The sequence below is a fragment of the Vibrio sp. Isolate34 genome, from assembly GCF_022397915.1.
Taxonomy (GTDB): domain Bacteria; phylum Pseudomonadota; class Gammaproteobacteria; order Enterobacterales; family Vibrionaceae; genus Vibrio.
The window spans coordinates 183,260-201,103 of record NZ_JAKEUO010000004.1; the positions used below are offsets into that span (position 1 = coordinate 183,260).

At 45.9% G+C, this 17,844-nt stretch carries 14 protein-coding genes; 7 read left to right on the forward strand and 7 right to left on the reverse strand.

What is annotated here, in order from left to right; translation table 11 throughout:
* From gspE to gspC, 3 genes are read right to left on the reverse strand one after another with little or no spacing between them, the layout of a single operon-like run.
* Nucleotides 1–1,503 carry a type II secretion system ATPase GspE gene (gspE, locus tag L1D22_RS06730; RefSeq protein WP_061033112.1) on the reverse strand — a complete coding sequence of 501 codons (1,503 nt, stop codon included), beginning with the start codon at nt 1,501–1,503 and terminating at the stop codon, nt 1–3.
* Complete coding sequence (gene gspD, locus L1D22_RS06735) at nt 1,503–3,527, reverse strand: type II secretion system secretin GspD (protein WP_239829151.1); 2,025 nt, start codon at nt 3,525–3,527, stop codon at nt 1,503–1,505. Before gspD ends, gspE begins: the two co-directional genes overlap by 1 nt.
* Before the next feature lie 41 nt (nt 3,528–3,568).
* Nucleotides 3,569–4,492 (reverse strand): type II secretion system protein GspC, encoded by a 924-nt coding sequence (gspC, locus tag L1D22_RS06740; protein WP_239829152.1) that lies wholly within the window; start codon nt 4,490–4,492, stop codon nt 3,569–3,571.
* Between the two features lie 288 nt (nt 4,493–4,780).
* Between gspC and hslR the strand changes: the two genes are divergently transcribed.
* From hslR to L1D22_RS06760, 4 genes are all read left to right on the forward strand, one after another.
* Nucleotides 4,781–5,167 carry a ribosome-associated heat shock protein Hsp15 gene (hslR, locus tag L1D22_RS06745; protein ID WP_239829153.1) on the forward strand — a complete coding sequence of 129 codons (387 nt, stop codon included), beginning with the start codon at nt 4,781–4,783 and terminating at the stop codon, nt 5,165–5,167.
* Nucleotides 5,168–5,185: 18 nt separating this feature from the next.
* The gene (hslO, locus tag L1D22_RS06750; RefSeq protein ID WP_239829154.1) at nt 5,186–6,079 is read left to right on the forward strand and encodes an Hsp33 family molecular chaperone HslO; all 894 of its coding nucleotides are present in this window, start codon (nt 5,186–5,188) and stop codon (nt 6,077–6,079) included.
* Between the two features lie 337 nt (nt 6,080–6,416).
* Nucleotides 6,417–8,042: a phosphoenolpyruvate carboxykinase (ATP) gene (pckA, locus tag L1D22_RS06755; RefSeq protein ID WP_239829155.1), complete on the forward strand. Its 1,626-nt coding sequence runs from the start codon at nt 6,417–6,419 to the stop codon at nt 8,040–8,042.
* A 154-nt stretch (nt 8,043–8,196) separates the two neighbouring features.
* Complete coding sequence (locus L1D22_RS06760; protein ID WP_239829156.1) at nt 8,197–10,167, forward strand: AsmA family protein; 1,971 nt, start codon at nt 8,197–8,199, stop codon at nt 10,165–10,167.
* 55 nt (nt 10,168–10,222) lie between these two features.
* Here the strand turns inward: L1D22_RS06760 and L1D22_RS06765 are convergent, their stop codons facing one another.
* From L1D22_RS06765 to L1D22_RS06775, 3 genes are read right to left on the reverse strand one after another with little or no spacing between them, the layout of a single operon-like run.
* Nucleotides 10,223–11,158: a bifunctional GNAT family N-acetyltransferase/hotdog fold thioesterase gene (locus tag L1D22_RS06765; RefSeq protein ID WP_017633229.1), complete on the reverse strand. Its 936-nt coding sequence runs from the start codon at nt 11,156–11,158 to the stop codon at nt 10,223–10,225.
* Between the two features lie 16 nt (nt 11,159–11,174).
* Entirely contained in the window at nt 11,175–11,609 is a 435-nt protein-coding gene (gene dtd, locus L1D22_RS06770) for a D-aminoacyl-tRNA deacylase (protein WP_004735590.1), read from the reverse strand.
* The gene (locus L1D22_RS06775) at nt 11,581–12,522 is read right to left on the reverse strand and encodes a virulence factor BrkB family protein (protein ID WP_239829157.1); all 942 of its coding nucleotides are present in this window, start codon (nt 12,520–12,522) and stop codon (nt 11,581–11,583) included. Before L1D22_RS06775 ends, dtd begins: the two co-directional genes overlap by 29 nt.
* Before the next feature lie 42 nt (nt 12,523–12,564).
* Here L1D22_RS06775 and L1D22_RS06780 point away from each other — a divergent pair, with 42 nt between their 5' ends.
* Together L1D22_RS06780 and L1D22_RS06785 are read left to right on the forward strand one after the other, a co-directional pair.
* Nucleotides 12,565–13,206, forward strand: coding sequence for a DUF2959 domain-containing protein (locus L1D22_RS06780; protein ID WP_061039846.1), 642 nt, complete (start codon nt 12,565–12,567; stop codon nt 13,204–13,206).
* Between the two features lie 30 nt (nt 13,207–13,236).
* A complete protein-coding gene (locus L1D22_RS06785) occupies nt 13,237–13,767 on the forward strand; it encodes an AAA family ATPase (protein WP_239829158.1) in 531 nt (176 codons plus the stop codon).
* Between the two features lie 184 nt (nt 13,768–13,951).
* On the opposite strand, the gene typA is transcribed toward L1D22_RS06785, so the two are convergent.
* Nucleotides 13,952–15,787 (reverse strand): translational GTPase TypA, encoded by a 1,836-nt coding sequence (typA, locus tag L1D22_RS06790; RefSeq protein ID WP_086711625.1) that lies wholly within the window; start codon nt 15,785–15,787, stop codon nt 13,952–13,954.
* 563 nt (nt 15,788–16,350) lie between these two features.
* Between typA and glnA the strand changes: the two genes are divergently transcribed.
* Nucleotides 16,351–17,760, forward strand: coding sequence for a glutamate--ammonia ligase (gene glnA, locus L1D22_RS06795; protein WP_017631962.1), 1,410 nt, complete (start codon nt 16,351–16,353; stop codon nt 17,758–17,760).
* Nucleotides 17,761–17,844 lie beyond the last annotated feature (84 nt).

Consider the following 17,844-nt stretch of genomic DNA (forward strand, 5'->3'; position numbering starts at 1 on the left):
TTAGACTTCCTTGGTCACGCGCATCACTTCTTCTAGGGACGTTACCCCTTTCAGAACTTTGCTCAAGCCATCCTCTCGAATACTTGGGGTTGTGCCACGAATTGCTTTCTCGATCGCTTGCTCACCCGCTTCACTATGAATCAGCTCTTGAACCGACTCATCAACCATCAGAAGCTCATGAATACCGGTACGGCCTCGGTAACCTTTATGGCTACAGTGCTCACACCCTTTGGCATGGTAAAGCGTCAGGCTGTCTTTCTTCTTCAGTCCAAACAGCTTCTTCTGCTCTTTGTCCGCTTCGTAAGGTTCTTTACAGTCGTTACACAAGGTACGAACTAAGCGCTGCGCCAACACACCAAGCAGTGAAGAAGAGATAAGGAACGGTTCGATGCCCATATCGCGCAGACGCGTAATCGCACCAACTGCGGTATTGGTATGCAGAGTCGACATCACTAAGTGACCCGTCAAAGAGGCTTGAACAGCGATCTCTGCGGTTTCTAAATCACGAATCTCACCAATCATCACCACATCCGGGTCTTGACGAAGAATCGCACGTAAACCACGAGCAAAGGTCATATCAACCTTAGGGTTTACTTGTGTTTGACCAATCCCATCGATATCGAATTCGATTGGGTCTTCAACGGTAAGGATGTTACGTTCGTTGCTGTTTAGCTCTTGCAGGCCCGCATACAAGGTCGTGGATTTACCCGAACCTGTAGGGCCCGTAACTAAGATGATGCCATGCGGACGCTGAATCAGTTTACGGAAGTTTTCGTGGTTCTCTGCCGTCATACCCAAACTGTGCAAGTCTAGACGAGTCGCGTTCTTATCCAACAGACGCATTACCACGCGTTCACCGTGTGATGAAGGCATGGTAGACACACGAACATCGACCGCTCGGCCACCAATACGCAGAGAAATACGACCATCTTGTGGCACGCGTTTTTCGGCAATATCTAGCTTAGCCATAACCTTCACACGAGATACCAATAGCGGGGCCAGTTTACGGCTCGGAGCTAAAACATCACGCAACACACCATCAATACGGAAACGGATAGACAGTGACTTCTCAAAGGTTTCGATATGGATATCTGAAGCGCCTTCTTTGATCGCCTCACCCAACATCGCGTTGATGAGCTTGATGATTGGCGCATCGTCTTCTGACTCAAGCAAGTCTTCATCTTGCGGCAGCTCTTCCGCCAATGAGAAGAAGTCATCACTGTCAGCACCAATGTCTTCCATTAACTGACGAGCTTCTGAAGAGTCACGTTGGTACGCATCGGTCAGTTTTTTATCAAATTCGTCGGCAGTGATCGCTTGTGGTGTGAAACCATCTTTCACTACACGGCTCACCTCGATGATCGCCGCCGATTTCAGTGGTTCAACATAATACAGTGTCGGTGCGCGCTCTGGGTGCTGATACTCCAGCACCATTTTGTAACGATTCGCAAAGCTAAACGGCAAGCGCTGATAAGTACGTGCCGCCCCTACCAATTCAGCCATTATTCTTGTTCCATTTGATCGATGAAGGCTTGGATCTCAGCCGGGTGATTCATGTCAGCACCAAATTTAGGCAATACTGGGATGTTATCGTCATCAAGCAATTTCAAACCTTGCTCTGCCTTGTACAACTGCTCTGCTCGGATGAAGTTGTATTTACGTTGAGTGATACCATCCGCCGTCATGCCATCGCGAATGATGGTTGGCTTAATGAATACCATTAGGTTCTTTTTCTCAACCTGAGTACTGGTTGATTTAAACAAGTGTCCAAGTACTGGAATATCACCTAAGAATGGCACCTTAGATTCACTCTCTAATGCGCGCTCATCGATCAGACCACCCAACACCAGCATTTGGCCATCTTGAACGATTACTGATGTGTTCAATTGACGTTTAGCAAAACGCACATCAACCGCGCCACTCGCGCCCAATACGTTTGATACTTCTTGTTCTATTTGTAATTGAACTGAGTCGCCTTCGTTGATCTGTGGAACAACCTTCAGCTTGATGCCCACTTCTTTACGTTCAACCGTTTGGAATGGATTGTCGTTACTTGAACCGGCTGTTGAACCTGTTAGGACAGGCACCTCTTCACCCACAATGAATGACGCTTCGCCGTTATCCATTACCGTAATACTTGGAGAAGATAGAATGTTTGAATTTGAATCGGTCGCTACCGCACTGATCAGTGCAGTCCAGTCCCCCATCACTACACTCATAGCCGCACCATTAACACCAGAAAGTGCTGATGCTAGTGTTGAATAGTCACCCTTTTCAGTAGTCGTCTCATTACGTACAAACGCACCATTGTCATCATATACCGCGGTGGTCGTTTCAGTGTCTTTGGCCTCTTCTAGACCAACCATTACGCCACCGATTGATGCACCTGTGTTGCCGTACTGAATCACAGCACCTGTATCAAGGTTACCCCATTGCACACCAAGGTTGATGCCGTCACCTTCAGACATTTCGACAATTAAGGCTTCAATCAATACTTGAGCACGACGAATATCTAGCTGAGCGATCACATCTTGCAACGCGTTCATGATGTCTGGTTGGGCAGTAATAACTAACGAGTTGGTATCACTGTGGGCAGAGATCATCACTTGGTTACGTTGCGATGAGCTACCTTTGGTTGATGACTGTTTCTCTGATTGCAGGTTGTCCGACACACCTTTCAACACATCAACTAAATCTTCAGCTTTCGCATATTTAAGGTAGATAACTTGGTTGTTACCCTTAGTAGCCATTTCGACATCAAGTTGCTCGATAAGCTTTCTTAGGCGGCTACGAACCTTAGGGTCACCTGAGATAAGGATTGCGTTAGTACGCTCATCAGCAACCAATTTAGGTTGAAGGAAGGCAGGCGTGTTCTTTGCATCTGTGGTTTTATTCAATGCATCAACAATGCGCACCATCTCAGCTGCTGAAGCATTCTTTAGCTCAACAACTTCAATTTCTTTGTCACCAGCTTGGTCAACACGCTTGATGATTTCCGCTAAGCGATTTACGACCGCCGCTCGGCCTGTAATAAGGATGATGTTTGCAGGGTCGTAGTGCACAACGTTACCCGCGCCTGCGTTGTCGTTCAGTTGACGGAGCAGAGGAGAAAGCTCACGAACCGACACATTACGCACCGTCACAACTCGTGTCACGACGCTGTCGCCGTTGATTGAGTCACGGTCACCAACCACTGGAATTGCCGATGTTTTAGAGTCTTTGGCTTTGATGATCTTCAGAACACCCGAGTCCATTTCAACGACCGCGTAGCCGTACACCTCTAAAACGTTTAAGAAGAAGCTGTAATATTGCTCTTCATTAAGGACATCGTAGCTACGTACATCGATTTTCCCGCGCACCGATGGGTCAACGATAATCGTTTTCTCAAGGTTACGACCAACGATATTAATAAACTCTTGAATATCAGTGCCCTTAAAGCTGGCACTAAAATCACTAGCGATGGCTGCGGGTGTGCAGATTAAGCTTCCTGCCAGTAACCATGCACTTTTCTTAAACCAATGCTTCACGTACTTCTCCTACACTTTCGTCCTTCTTTAGACGCAAAGTTTTAAAATTCAATAAACACTTCATGTTGTTGCCCGTCTCGCTCAACGACGAGATTTAGCTCTGTCAGCTCTGAGATGGAACGAAATATGTTGCCCATAGCGGCGGGGTCTGTCAGGTCTTGCCCATTTAACTGAGTGGCAATATCTCCGTTTTGGAGCCCAACAGAGTTAAAAAGTTCTGAATCTTTGCCAGGGCTCACACGATAACCAATAACACTATCGTCGCGCTTCACCTGAGACAGGCGAACATATTGGAAGATTTGTTGCGGATCTTTCATTATCTTCGCTTTAATTTCATCCAACTTCTCTTCTGCAGAAGCGGGGTTATTACCTCGAACAGATGAAGAAGCGCGAGGTGGCGCAGGCGCTGATACCGATAAGCGCCTATACTCAATACCTTCAAGCATCAAGGTTTCATCACGACCTGAATTATCAATAATTACGCGATCTACTAACACGGCTTTGAGCTTAGCTCTGGTGCCTTCTATCTCTTCGTTAATTCCGTAAGTTGCTTGCGTGCCGCGATTAGCAATCACCGCTAAACTTAATTTGGGGTTCGAACTGGCAACTGCGCCCACCAACACCAGATTCAATCGTGTTTTTGGTGCATCTTGGATCACTTGTTGCTCAACCACTGGAGCCGTAGTTGGGTTATAGGCACCAAAAAGGTTGCTCTTCTGCAAAGATGAGATATCAAGGGTCGATTGTGGAGCAGAAGACGATGAAGCGGTTGCTTTCCAAGGCACGACTGTTTGCTCGGCAGGTTCGATAAACCATGCAAGCTGTCCTAAAATCCATGCAGAAGCTGCAATCAACACACAACACGTAGCTAGGCTCAGTTTCTGCTGAAGTACAAATCCATTCTCTAATAAGCGGCTCAACACAGGAGAATTCCCTACGCTATTTTTGAGCTCTAAAAAGTTCACTTTCCTTGCCCCTTTTCATGACGACAAACGCTGCAAATCATTAAACTTTCAGCTTTTTTATTCATTCGTTCGATACCGAGCTTATTTAAGCATAAGATCCTGAACTATATCATAGCAAATCGATAAATCGGCATAACATGGCTATTTTGTAATATGACTTGAAAAAAATGCCAACCGCCTCCACTTAAAGCTTCTACTTAATGTGATAAGCATCATCAAAAACATGTTGCGCACTGTTCATTACAGTTAAACCGCATTCATTTCTCACTTAATAAGGCACAGCCCTATATGAAAACTTCTAATGAAGCTGTCAGACTCGATAAATGGTTGTGGGCAGCTCGTTTTTACAAAACCCGGTCAATTGCTCGTAACATGGTCGATGGTGGCAAAGTCCACTATAATGGTCAGCGCAGCAAGCCAAGTAAAATTGTCGAACTTGGGGCAGTGATTACACTGCGCCAAGGTAATGAAGAAAAGACGGTGACTATCGAGAAAATCTCTGCCCATCGCGGTGGAGCTCCGATCGCTCAAACCCTCTATGAAGAAACCACCGAGAGCTTGGCAAAGAGAGAAGAGTTTGCCAAACAGCGCAAACTGAATGCTCATAACCCAGCTCCAGAGCGTCGCCCTGATAAGAAGCAACGTCGTGACATCATCAAGTTCAAGCATCAATAAGCTAGAAGGAATAGCCAAATGGCAGACCCAATGTCTACAAGTAATGTTCTAAATCGCTACCTATTTGAAGATCTATCAGTACGTGGTGAATTGGTACAGATGGATGAAGCGTACCAACAGATTATTTCTAGCAAGGAATACCCAACACCCGTGCAAAAACTACTGGGTGAGCTATTGGTTTCAACAACGCTACTAACGGCGACACTAAAGTTTGAAGGTTCGATCACTATGCAATTGCAAGGTGACGGCCCAGTATCTCTCGCAGTTATTAATGGCGATCACGATCAAAAAATCCGTGGTGTTGCTCGCTTTGAAGGCGATATCGCTGACGACGCTGGTCTGCACGACCTTATGGGTAAAGGCCACCTAGTGATCACTATCGATCCTAAGCAAGGTGAGCGTTACCAAGGTATCGTAGGTCTTGAAGGCGACACGCTTGCACAAGTGCTTGAAGGTTACTTCGCTAACTCTGAGCAGCTTAAGACTCGTCTATGGCTACGTACTGGCGAGCACGAAGGCAAAGCGCACGCTGCTGGTATGTTGCTGCAAGTTATGCCTGACGGCACAGGCACACCAGACGACTTCGAGCACCTAGAGCAACTAACAGACACAGTGAAAAACGAAGAGCTTTTCACTCTAGAAGCGAACGAACTGCTTTACCGTTTGTACAACCAAGAGAAAGTACAGCTGTTCACACCGCAACCGGTTGAGTTCTTCTGTGGTTGTTCTCGTGATCGCAGCGCGGCGGCTATCATTACCGTTGCTCAAGAAGAGATCTACGACATCCTAAGCACAGAAGGGAGCGTTGCTCTGCACTGTGATTACTGTGGCACAAACTACTCGTTCGACAAGAACGATGTTGATGCTTTGTACGCAGAAGCAGCAGATAAAGGCAGCAATACGGTTCATTAATTTACGGCGTACCAAAAACACGTAATTTACCCCAAAAAGGTCAGCACTCAGCTGGCCTTTTTTGTGATCAAAATAGCGCAAAGTCCTTAACATTTCGTAATAAAATCACCGCTTAATTTTAATCAATTAATAATGTTCTCGCCCCTAGCGCAAAGGTTTGCGTACAGGATAGACTAGTTGGGCCAATATGTGACGAGACGCTTAAAACCCCAAGGTTAATATGGATATTTTTTGAGCTGTATCCCTGTTTCCCCCGAGTCTCGTTGCTAGCATGGTGAGCAGATAACAATAAAAAATTAATACAAAATCCCTACAAAATATCCTACAAGGAGCACCTATGACCGTTATGGAACATACTAAGGCTGCACAAATTGATCTAACTAAGCACGGACTGACTGGCGTTACTGAAGTTCTTCGTAATCCTAGCTACGAGCAGTTATTCGTTGAAGAAACACTGCCAGGTTTGGAAGGCTACGAAAAAGGCGTAGTAACGGAACTAGGCTCTGTTGCGGTTGACACTGGTATCTTTACTGGCCGCTCACCAAAAGATAAGTACATTGTTAAAGATGACACGACCCGCGATACCATGTGGTGGTCAGATCAAGGCAAAAATGACAACAAACCGATTACAACTGAAGTATGGAATGAGCTGAAAGAGCTTGTGACAACTCAGCTATCTGGCAAGCGCCTGTTTGTCATTGACGGTTATTGTGGTGCTAACCCAGATACGCGCTTAAGCGTGCGTATTATCACTGAAGTAGCGTGGCAAGCGCACTTCGTTAAGAACATGTTCATTCGTCCAACTGACGAAGAACTAGCAACGTTCGAACCTGATTTCGTGGTAATGAACGGTGCTAAAACAACCAACCCTAACTGGGAAAAACAGGGTCTAAACTCTGAAAACTTCGTTGCTTTCAACCTAACAGAGCGTGTTCAAATCATCGGTGGTACATGGTACGGCGGTGAGATGAAGAAAGGCATGTTCGCAATGATGAACTACCTACTGCCTCTGCAAGGCATCGCTTCAATGCACTGTAGTGCAAACGTCGGCGAGAAAGGCGATGTAGCCATCTTCTTCGGCCTATCGGGTACAGGTAAAACAACCTTATCTACCGATCCTAAGCGTGAGCTAATCGGTGATGATGAGCACGGTTGGGACGACGACGGTATCTTCAACTTTGAAGGTGGCTGTTACGCGAAGACCATTCGTCTATCTAAAGAAGCAGAACCAGAAATCTACAATGCTATCCGTCGTGATGCACTGCTAGAAAACGTAACGGTTCGTGGCGATGGCTCTATTGATTTTGATGACGGTTCTAAAACAGAAAACACTCGTGTTTCTTACCCGATTCACCACATCGACAACATCGTTAAGCCAGTATCAAAAGCAGGTCACGCTCAAAAGGTTATCTTCCTGACTGCTGATGCATTTGGTGTGCTACCACCCGTTTCTAAGCTGACTCCAGAGCAAACGAAGTACCACTTCCTATCTGGCTTCACAGCGAAACTAGCCGGTACAGAGCGTGGTATTACTGAACCAACGCCAACGTTCTCTGCGGCATTTGGTGCGGCGTTCCTTACTCTTCACCCAACTCAGTACGCAGAAGTACTTGTGAAGCGCATGGAAGCAGCTGGCGCTGAAGCTTACCTAGTAAACACAGGTTGGAACGGCACTGGCAAACGTATCTCTATCCAAGATACGCGTGGCATCATCGACGCAATCCTAGATGGCTCTATCGACAAGGCTGATACTAAGGTTATCCCTATGTTCAACCTAGAAGTGCCACTAGCGCTACACGGCGTTGACCCAGCGATCCTTGACCCACGCGACACGTACACTGACCCACTACAATGGGAAAGCAAAGCGAAAGATCTAGCAGAACGCTTCATCAACAACTTTGACAAGTACACAGACAACGCTGAAGGTAAGTCACTGGTTGCAGCGGGTCCTCAACTGGACTAAGCCAACCATCTGCTCGGGCTTAGCCAAAAGCGAATGCCCAATTTAAAATGATATTTTTGTAGCAAGCCCCTCTTTTGAGGGGCTTTTTTGTTGATGCTTGACCCTTTTTGTTCCACTCTGTTTTAAGACTATTGAGATTTAAGGCTTTCAGGGAATGAAAAAGGTATTCATGATGTTCGGCATTGTGTTGGCTATCGCCGTTGCGATTATCGCAGCGTTGCTATTAAGCCTACAAACTCAATACCGCGCCGATGTTGCTAACTTTTTTATTAAACATACGATTGAACAACCTGTGCTCATTGAAGATGTTGAGTATCAGGCGCCTTATCACATCACCTTGATGGGCATCACCCAAAGCCAATCTGAAAAACACTCCCCTCTGTATATCGACAAGATCGATATCTGGTTCAGTCCAGACTCTGTTCTTGAAGCTAAGCTGGTTTTGGACTCTGTATTGATCAGCGGGCTACAGTTAGAAGCCGACGATCTAGACACATTCAAACAGTTATTCACTCGACCAAACCTCAAGCTCCGCCAGCTAGCCATCAATAATCTAGATTTCTCAACTCCAGACTTTAATGCACGAGGCATTGACCTTCAGATCGCCGAACCCGTGTGGGATAACCAAAACTCACTGCTGCCTTATGGCAAAACCCAACTTTCAGCCTCGCAGTTATATTGGCAAGGCGAAGCCTTCGATAACCTGTTGATTGACCTAGACCTAAAGCCAAGTGACAGCACCCTTTATGGCGCTTCGTTTGATTGGCGTGGTGCCAAAATTTCTGGGCAAGCAGAGCAGTATCAGCAAGGTTGGTCATTGGTGAATGTGACGATTGATGGTTTGCGATTAAATGAAGAACAAACTCAAAGTCTATTGAACAAAGAATGGGGTGTGGCAGGTATTCAGATCAACCACATCAACAGCTTAGATATTCTGCGTAGCGACATAGAGTGGAAAGATGGTCACCTTGCAGCCTTTGATGCCTCACTAGAAAATATCCAATTGCCTTTTGAACTGTGGAAGCAACAAAAAGCCATTTTCTCTCTGCAAGCTGAAGGCGTCACCTTGGACAATGATCAATTCATCGACCCAAGCCTCAAGCTGAACCTAGAGTCCAAACAAATTCTGATTGAAGACTTCTATACACAATTCCTGCAAGGCAGTATTCAATTAAATGGCAAAGTTACCCCTGACGCCATTGATTTGGCACAGCTTGATATTCAAGGCATCAAATGGATTACCGAAGACCAAGATAATCACCAACCCGCCGCACGCTTAATACCTTGGCTTACAGAGCTTCAACAAGCCTCAATAGACCAACTTAATGTAGAACGCACCCAACTCATCCAGCTTGCAGATAAACCTTACTGGCAGGTATCAGGGCTGCATGTCGAAGGGCACCAAGTTCAACTGCTGCAAGATAGAAAGCTAGGTTTATGGCAAGGCAAATTGATGGCCAGCGCCAACGATGCCAGCTACCAAAGTATCCTCAGCGCTCAACCGGTGGTTGAAATGAATAGCGAACAAGGAAAGTGGACGCTGACACGCCTGTTTATGCCATTAAAGAATGGTTATGTTGAAGCCAATGCAACACTCGACTTTAACCAAATCAGCAAGCCGTGGAGTATAGATATATCTGCCGATGGCTTGCCTATCTCGCCAATGCTACAACAACTGGAATTACCGCTTGATGCAACCGGTTATGGCGAATTCGAACTTCAAGCAGCCGGTTTGTATGGTGATTCACTGATGCTTGGCTATTCAACCACAGGTCAACTCACTGGTAGCGTTCGCCAAGGCGTGATGACCTTTAACGACACGCTTTCTGAAACCTCAACCGATAACGTCTTCGAGATCCCAGAGCTCAATGCGAATTTTGACCGTGGCCGTTTCACACTCGAACCAATGCACATTATTGGTGCATCCGCGGCTGAAGAAGGTTCGCAAAGGGTTCAAACGTTAAATGGTGAGGTAACGGGAGAGCTCGACTTATTAAAAACCGAACTACACACGCTTTCTATTACTCTGTCAGACCCATGCCATAAAATCTCAGGAAAGCTCGACCAGGCCGAATATTCAGAGATTAATGACTGCCTACAAAAAAGCGCCACTCACGAGGAGTAGCGCTTTCAATCAATAACTCAATCTACAAGCAATCGTTCATCAGGCAATAGTAACGTTATTCACTCACCTTACTATCAGTCGATAGTATTTTCTTGTAGTCAGGGATCAGCATATAGGTTCCGGTAAACTCTACCGCTTCCACATCGCCACTATGAATGGTCACGTGAATAATAATACGAGCCTTCCTTCCTGACGCCAGGCGGTCCAAGTCACCACTGATACCGTCTAAAGAAGTAGAGGCGACAGGGTTTTGCTCGACCGGATGGCGATAACGAATATTACTGTCTGCGAGAACGATATCGCCGGTTAGGCCGCGCTCTTTCATCAGTAGCCATGTCATACCCCAGCCCGTTAAGGTTGCCAACGTAAAAGCTGAACCTGCAAACATGGTGTTGTGTGGGTTCAGGTTTGGATTCAGTTGAGCACTACACTCAAATTGGTAACCCGTGTATTGGTTAATCTTGATGCCCATCTTGTCGCTGATAGGGATCTGATGCTCCCAGCGCTGCTGCAGCTCATTACACCATTCAGGTTTGCGCAGTACGTCTGCCATTGGGTCAAGATGCTTAACCATCTGTTGGTGACGCACAGGGCCGCGTTGGTCATTAATCTCACCACGACGTTCAAAATCATTCTTCTCGTAGAATGAGATCGCATCTTCGCGTGCATTACACACTAAGCGCTTGGCACCTTCTTGGCGAGCCAGTGACTCTAGCGCGACCAAAATCAGTGAGCCCATGCCTTTGCTGCGACGAGAGTTCTTAACCGCCATGTAGCGGATCTGACCTTCGAGATCGGGAGTAATATAAAGACGGCCGATCGCCATCGGGCGACCTCGACCATCGACAATCATGCGATGGTGACTCATGCCATCATATTCATCACGCTCGGAACCTACAGGCATTCGCCATGGCTCGCGCAACATCTGCCAGCGAAAATGGTAGTACTTGTTCAGTTGATTTTCGGTGGTTGGAGTTATGAGTTTAAACATGCTTATTCCTTTAAGCCTAAACCTGCAGCCAGAATGTTACTGGGCCATCATTGACCAATGACACTTTCATGTCGGCTGCGAATCGGCCACGTTCCGTTGGCAACACTGATTCACATTGGTCAGAGAAATAGTTGTAAAGACGTTCTGCATCTTCTGGGTGAGCGCCGCGAGAAAAGCCTGCTCGAGTGCCTTTCTTGGTATCGGCCGGCAGAGTGAATTGAGATACCACAAGTACCTTACCTTCGACCTGCTTCACGTTGAGGTTCATTTTATCGTCTTCATCTCCAAAGACACGATAAGTGGTCACTCGTTCCATCAAACGTTTAGCTTTGGCTTCGTCGTCACCTTTTTCTACGCCTAAAAGAACTAATAAGCCTTGCTCAATCTCACCAACTACTTCGCCATCAACACGGACGGCAGCTTCACTTACTCTCTGGATCAGTGCTATCACTGTTGTTTCCTTGCTCTGTGATTTTGTCGTTATCCGAAGAGTGTACCATTTCTTGCGTGTCACTCCACTGTTCCTGCTCACCGAGCGCTGCCGTCACCTCAGCACCAACCAACACGATCAACCAACACAAATACACCCAGACGAAAAGAATCGGAATCGCCGCTAATGCGCCATAAATCAACTGGTAAGAAGGGAATTGAGTAATGTAGGCTGCAAAACCTTTCTTACTGAGTTCAAACAGTAGAGCCGCAACCAGAGAGCCTGCCGCTGCGTGAGAAAAATGTATCTTTTTGTTGGGAACCAACAGATACAAACCAAAGAACGCAAAGAAAGAGAGAATCAAAGGAAGCTTCCGAATGACCGTATTAAATGCATCAGAGACAATATCATGTTGCAACAAACTTAAGGAAGTAACATAAGAGGTGACGGCAATACTCGCCCCCACCAAAATAGGCCCGAGCGTGAGCACCATCCAGTACATGGAAAAAGACAACACCGCACGTCGCTTTTCCGTTACTCGCCAGATGTAGTTTAGGTTCTTATCAATATTCGAGATCAGCATCAGTGCAGCAACGAATAAGAACACACTACCGACCGCCGTCATCTTGCCCGTGTTAGCCACAAACTCGAGCAAGGCACCATGCACCGCATCCCCTGACGCTGGAACAAAGTTGGTAATAACGAAGTTTTGAATCACGATGCCGACATCAGCAAAGATGGAGAATGACGATAAAATAGAGAGCAGAACCGTCAACATCGGTACGATCGAGAGCAAAGTAATGTACGCCAAGTAACCCGCATTCACGTTGACTCTATCATGCGTCATTCGCGCCAAAAGATAGCGGGAAAAATGAATGCTGAGTGTGCCGACCTTTTTTATCTTCAACTTGTAACTCCCTTGTAACTCGTTCATAGTCCTAATTAATGTTCCGTCACTTAACTATAGGAAACTAGGATGCCTTATTTAATAGTTATAGTCCTCTCTATTTTTACTCTTACTGGATGCCAGTCAGCTTATTACTCCGCAATGGAGCAAGTGGGTTACCACAAACGTGACATCATGGTCGACAGAGTAGAAGACGCGAAAGAGTCACAACAGGATGCTCAGGAAGAGTTTACCAGCGCACTTGAAGCACTTAGTAGCCTAACTAACTTCAGTGGTGGCGACCTAGAAGACATGTACAACCAAATTAACGACAAATACCAAGACAGCGAAAAAGCCGCTCAAAATGTCAGTGATCGTATTGCTGCAATTGAAGATGTGTCGGATGCGTTGTTTGAAGAGTGGCAGGGTGAGTTAGACCTCTACACTAGTGACTCACTGCGTCGCTCAAGCGAGCAAAAGCTTCGCGAGACTCAATCCTCTTACAAAACTATGTTGTCGGCTATGAAGCGTGCCGAGAAGAAGATGGATCCCGTGCTCAATACCCTTCGCGACAACACGCTTTACTTAAAGCATAACCTCAATGCGAGCGCGGTTGGTTCACTGCAAGGCGAATTCATGAGCTTAGAAAAAGACATCGCCTACGCGATTAAGCAGATGAATGCTGCCATCGCCGAATCGGATAAATTCCTAGCTCAGCTGAACCAGAAATAACATCAGTAGAAACGTATTAGATAAGCCCGTATGAACCCAATCATTATTACTGGCGGCCCAGGCGCCGGAAAGACCACACTAATTAATGCCTTGGGAGATGCGGGTTACCCAACCTTCGCAGAATCCTCTCGTCAGTTAATAGAGAAGCAGAGTCAACTTGAAAACGGTATCTTGCCTTGGTTAGATCTTCCGGGCTTTGCTCAGCTTTGTTTAGGTGTGATGAGCGAACAGAAAGAGCAAGCCAGTCAGCACCCAATTGCGTTCCTCGATCGAGCTATTCCAGACATCTGCGGATATTTAGCTCAGGCGAAACTAGATATAGATGCGACTTACCGAGAAGCAAGCCAAGGCTATCGCTCACAAGTATTATTCTGCCGCCCAGAGGCTTCGATTTATGTTCAAGATGATGTGCGTCCTTATCCCTTTGAAGAAGCATTAGAGATTCACCACGCTCTAGTCAGCGTCTATCAAGAACTAGGTTATGAGGTGGTTGAAGTGCCATTTATGTCGGTAGCAGAGCGAGTGCAATTCGTTGAAAGTCGCCTGGGAATCAAAAGCTAGATTCCAGGTATCTCGTTCCTCGATTCTGGAATGACGATTCGATGAATAGGTATGGAACGCGCTCTTCGAATCTCGCATCTCGTTTACCCGTATCTATCTTAATGCCATATAAAACAAAAGCCCCGAGCAGCTAGGCTACTCGGGGCTTTCTTATTTTACTTAGCTAGAAGCTGTCAGCTGGCAATTAAGCTTTAGCTGGACGTGCTGCGCGCTTACGTTCGTTTTCAGTAAGAAGCTTCTTACGGATACGAATGCTTTCTGGCGTTACTTCTACTAGTTCGTCTTCGTCGATGAACTCAAGAGCTTGCTCTAGAGTGTGACGGATAGGTGGCGAAAGAACCTGTGCTTCATCAGTACCTGATGCACGAACGTTCGTTAGCTGCTTACCTTTCAGACAGTTTACTGTTAGGTCGTTTGAACGGTTGTGAATACCGATGATTTGACCTTCGTATACTTCATCCGCGTGCTCAGCAAATAGACGACCACGTTCTTGTAGGTTGAATAGTGCGTAAGTCAGAGCTTTACCAGTTGCGTTCGAAATTAGAACACCGTTGTTACGTTGACCGATTACGCCGCCTTTGTGAGGACCGTAGTGATCAAATGAGTGGTAAAGAAGACCAGAACCAGACGTTAGAGTTAGGAACTCAGTTTGGAAACCGATAAGACCACGAGAAGGCATCATGAAGTCCATGCGAACACGGCCTTTGCCATCTGGAGACATATCAGTTAGCTCACCTTTACGTAGACCGATGTTTTCCATGATGCCACCTTGGTGCTCTTCAAGCACGTCGATAGTCACAGTTTCAAACGGTTCAGTTAAGTTGCCATCTTCGTCTTTCTTGATGATAACTTCTGGACGAGATACCGCTAGCTCAAAGCCTTCACGACGCATGTTTTCGATCAGGATAGATAGGTGAAGTTCACCACGACCTGAAACACGGAAGCGATCTGGGTTATCAGTTTCTTCAACACGTAGTGCAACGTTGTGTACTAGTTCTTTTTCTAGACGCTCAAGGATGTTACGTGAAGTAACGAACTTACCTTCTTTACCCGCGAACGGAGAAGTGTTTACTTGGAACGTCATTGTTACTGTTGGTTCGTCAACAGAAAGCGGAGTCATTGCTTCAACATTGTTTTGGTCACAGATAGTGTCTGAAATCTTCAGCTCACCAAGACCAGTGATTGCAATGATGTCGCCAGCGTTAGCTTGCTCAACTTCGTGACGGTCAAGACCTAGGTAACCAAGAACTGTACCTACTTTACCGTTACGCTTCTTACCGTCAGAACCAACGATAGTTACTTGTTGGTTTGGCTTAACAGAACCACGAGTAACACGAGCAACACCGATAACACCTACGTAAGAGCTGTAATCAAGTTGCGAAATTTGCATTTGTAGAGGACCGTCAAGGTCAACTGCAGGCGCGTCTACTGTATCAACAACAGCTTGGAACAATGGTTCCATGTCTGTACCAGTTTCGCCTTCTTCCATTGTTGCCCAACCGTTTAGAGCTGAAGCGTAAACAACTGTGAAGTCTAGTTGCTCATCAGTAGCACCTAGGTTGTCGAAAAGGTCGAATACTTGATCCATAACCCAATCAGGACGAGCGCCTGGGCGGTCAATCTTGTTGATTACAACGATTGGCTTAAGACCGTGTGCGAATGCTTTTTGCGTTACGAAACGAGTTTGAGGCATTGGGCCGTCAACTGCGTCAACGATAAGCAGAACAGAGTCAACCATAGACATGATACGCTCAACTTCACCACCGAAGTCCGCGTGTCCCGGAGTATCTACGATGTTGATGCGGTAATCATTCCAGTTGATTGCTGTGTTCTTAGCAAGAATGGTAATGCCACGCTCTTTTTCGATGTCATTCGAATCCATGACACGCTCTTCAGCTTCACCACGAGACTCAAGAGTGCCTGACTGTTGTAGCAGTTTATCAACCAAAGTCGTTTTACCGTGGTCAACGTGCGCGATGATCGCGATATTTCTTAACTTATCAATCTGTGGAGTAGACATGGATTCTCGATTCACTCATAAAAGTAGCCGTCACTTATCTCAAAAGTTTGGATAATAACCGCTAGCTTGATTTAAAAAACGGTCAATAATATACCAGATTCTAGACAAAAACCTAGAAATATGTGATCTGAACCAAGGCTTTTTTCTTAGTTAGCGATTCATATCCTCTTAACTTTGATTCAGTACAGTGTTAGGTAGCTCGATTCGTAGGATTCTAAAAAAGCACCACGCGCGAGTCACAAGCCAAATCTCCGGCAAAATGACAAAAGTGGATTGACAACTTAGGCAATTCATTGCTGAATGGTGTTCGCTTATTGTCTCATATTGGTGCACAGACAAACAATTGCACCAACAAGGTGCAGTCAGAGATCATTTTGGTGCAAAAAGTAGATTAAGCAAAACTTAAAAACAGTTAAATTATTGAAATTAATGGAATAATTTTTTTGGCACGTTTTTGGCTTTAGATAAATCAGCATCGATTAATGCACTTATAGACATTAATCAATGCTAGTTTCAACCGAATCGAGCTAATACCGAATTAATAACACTGGAGGTTATCCAAGATGTCAGTAGAAAATGTACTATCCCTGATCCAAGAGAACGAAGTTAAATTTATCGACTTACGTTTTACTGATACAAAAGGTAAAGAGCAGCATATCTCTATTCCTTCTCACCAAGTTGATGCAGACTTCTTCGAAGAAGGCAAAATGTTTGACGGCTCTTCAGTAGCTGGTTGGAAAGGCATTAACGAATCTGACATGGTAATGATGCCAGACGCAGCATCAGCTGTACTGGACCCATTCACAGAAGACGCAACGCTAAACATCCGTTGTGACATTCTTGAGCCTGCGACAATGCAAGGCTACGACCGTGACCCACGCTCTATCGCTAAACGTTCTGAAGAGTACCTACGTTCTACAGGTATCGCAGACACAGTTCTAGTTGGTCCAGAGCCAGAATTCTTCCTATTTGATGACGTTAAGTTCTCAAACGACATGTCTGGTTCTTTCTTCAAGATCGACGACGTAGAAGCAGCTTGGAACACAGGTACTGACTTCGAAGGCGGTAACAAAGGTCACCGTCCTGGCGTTAAAGGCGGTTACTTCCCAGTAGCTCCTGTAGATTCATCTCAAGACATCCGCTCAGCAATGTGTCTAGTAATGGAAGAGATGGGCCTAGTAGTTGAAGCTCACCACCATGAAGTAGCAACTGCGGGTCAAAACGAAATAGCTACTCGCTTCAACACGCTAACAGCAAAAGCTGATGAAACTCAAATCTACAAGTACGTTGTACACAACGTTGCTCACGCATTTGGTAAAACAGCGACATTCATGCCTAAGCCACTAGTTGGTGATAACGGTTCTGGTATGCACGTTCACCAATCTCTAGCAAAAGACGGCGTTAACCTGTTTGCTGGTGATAAGTACGGCGGCCTATCTGAAATGGCGCTTTACTACATCGGTGGTGTAATCAAACACGCTCGTGCAATCAACGCATTTGCTAACCCATCAACTAACTCGTACAAGCGTCTTGTACCTGGTTTCGAAGCACCTGTAATGCTTGCTTACTCAGCACGTAACCGTTCTGCTTCTATCCGTATCCCAGTAGTACCAAGCCCTAAAGCACGTCGTATCGAGCTACGTTTTGGTGACCCAGCAGCTAACCCATACCTATGCTACTCAGCAATGCTTATGGCTGGCCTTGACGGCATCAAGAACAAGATTCACCCAGGCGAAGCTATGGATAAAGATCTATACGACCTTCCTGCAGAAGAAGCAGCTGAAATCCCAACAGTTGCAGAATCTCTACAAGAAGCTCTAGCAGCGCTTAGCGAAGACCGTGAGTTCCTAACAGCTGGCGGCGTATTCTCTGACGACTTCATCGATTCTTACATCGCTCTGAAATCTGACGACGTACAACGCGTGAACATGGCTACACACCCACTTGAGTTTGAACTGTACTACTCAGTTTAATCTCAGGTAGAGATAAGCCATTTCTTACTGCAACCTTGTAAGAATCGCTAACTAAATATTAGGCTCGCCTCGCAGGCGGGCCTT